The organism is Bradyrhizobium sp. LeoB3, from assembly GCF_055456055.1.
Genome location: NZ_JBVBEF010000261.1, coordinates 1 through 2,112, shown reverse-complemented (window position 1 = coordinate 2,112; position 2,112 = coordinate 1). Strand labels below are relative to the sequence as shown.

General features: G+C 59.8%; 1 protein-coding gene. It reads right to left on the bottom strand.

Annotated elements, in window-relative coordinates:
- Window positions 1-170 precede the first annotated feature (170 nt).
- Window positions 171-1,958 (bottom strand): adenylate/guanylate cyclase domain-containing protein, encoded by a 1,788-nt coding sequence (locus ACZXDY_RS45665; RefSeq protein WP_028169192.1) that lies wholly within the window; start codon window positions 1,956-1,958, stop codon window positions 171-173.
- Window positions 1,959-2,112: the final 154 nt, after the last annotated feature.

Here is a 2,112-nt window from a genome sequence, read left to right as displayed (position 1 = left end):
TGGAGGCTTTCGGACGCCGGCCGCCGAATACGCCGCGCCCTCCCTCAAGCGGCCGGCATCCGAAACCCTTCACAACAACGGAAGTCGGCCCAGTTTGATGTCCTCGCTCGCTGCAGAACAGCGAGCTTGCCGTCTGAAAGTCGTAGAGATGATAGAGATCGCGGCGTCACTCAACGCCGCTCTCCTGCTGCAAGGCCAAAACCTTCGACGAGAAGCGCATAATCCTCGGGCCGCATCCAGGGCGGCCTTTGCTGCCAACGCTGAAGCTGATCCGCCGATTGAGGGGGGATACGTTCAAGTGTTTCGCGCGCCTCGTCCGAACGCCCGAGATAAGCAAGCGACGCCGCGAGGTACTGGGAAGTGACGGCATAACCCGGACGCAGGCGAGCAACTTGGCGCAATGTCTGCAGCGCAGCGATGAAATCGCGTGAAAAGAACTGCAAAAGCCCACGCCAGATCAACCAAAGCCAAATCAGCGGATCGTGTGGACTGGCACGCATTGCCTGCTGCAGCCTTTCGAGTGCTTCCTCTCGATAACCGCCGAACCCGAGCACACAACCAAGCATGCTGATGACAAAGGCACTGTTTGGATTGAGGGCAATTGCGGTGCGCGCTTCGGCGATCGCCGCCTCCCATTCGCTACCCCACATCAGCATGTGTGCCAGCACAGCATGCGCCACCGCATCCTTGTCATCGAGCGATACCGCGATTTGCGCTTCTTCGCGAGCGGTTTCTTGAACCTCCAAGAAGGGGCGACTCGAGAAGTGCCAGATGTCCCATTGGAGAGCCAGCGCATATCCATAGTGGCCGGGAGCGAAATTCGGATCGAGCGCGATAGCTTGGCTGAAGAAGGCGAGCGCGGCTTTGTTCTCCTGCGGTCGGTATTTGTGGAGGTGCCAAAGGCCGCGCTGATAGGCTTCCCACGCGTCAAGTCGCTCAGGCGGTTTGCGCAGCACGCGCTCTTGCTCGGCGGCAGCCAATGCCGGCTCGATAACTGCGGCGACGCTCGCGGCGATCTCATCCTGAACCGCAAAGATGTCGCCAAGATCGCGGTCGTAGCGCTCGGCCCACAGATGCACGCCTGTAAGCCCATCGATCAATTGTCCGGTGATGCGTATCCTGTTGCCGCCTTTGCGCACTGAACCCTCGAGCACATAGCGAACGCCTAGCTCGCGCCCAGCCTGCTTCACATCGACGGCATGCCCGCTGTAGGTAAAGCTCGAATTGTGAGCGATCACAAAAAGCCAGCGGATACGGGAGAGCGCTGTAATGATATCCTCGACTATGCCGCAGGCAAAATATTCCTGTTCCGGATCGCCGCTCATGTTTTGGAACGGCAACACCGCGATCGACGGCTTGTCGGGAAGCGGAAGTGACTCATGGATCTGAGGGTGCGGAGGCGGCATGTCAGGCGCAACCGTCCCGAAATTACTAATCGACTTTGTCGCGTAGACGCGCACCAGGCGATTGATGTTCTTCAGCCTTTGCTCGCCACGATCAATGAATTCGACCGTGACCTTGCCGCGAACCTGATCGTACACGGAAGCTGAGATACAGATGCCGCCCGGTTCGGCGATGCCCTCAAGTCGGGCCGCGACATTGACGCCATCGCCAAGAATGTCATCCCCCTCGATCAGAATGTCGCCGAGGTTGATCCCGATCCGAAACAGCATGCGCCGCGCCTCGGGGATCCCATTGTTCCGCTGGACCATCACCACTTGCATAGCGGCCGCGCACTCGACTGCATCAACTACCGAGGGAAACTCAAGCAGCACACCGTCTCCGGTAGTCTTGACGATGCGGCCGCCGCGTTTGGCCACAAGTGCGTCAATCACCGCTCGGTGCTCGCGGAGCGTGTGGGCGGTGCCGACCTCGTCGAAGCTCATGAGCCGCGAGTAGCCTGCAACGTCAGCCGCGACTATGGCCGCCAACCTGCGTCCGACCCGCGCCTCCGCCATGTGTAGGCTCCGCTTTATAAAAAACAAGACTACGAGGTAAAATCGCGGCGAGTCCATAGGGTTCTGAAGGCCCGCTATGGGTGTGCGCCGTGACAAGGCGGCGCTTTCCAGTGGGTGCAAGTCCCACCCGGCAAACGCTCCAGCCGGAAGCAAT

Bases quoted from the DNA above. Each gene is read 5' to 3' on its own strand.
- ACZXDY_RS45665 (WP_028169192.1), bottom strand. From the start codon at position 1,958: ATGGCGGAGGCGCGGGTCGGACGCAGGTTGGCGGCCATAGTCGCGGCT.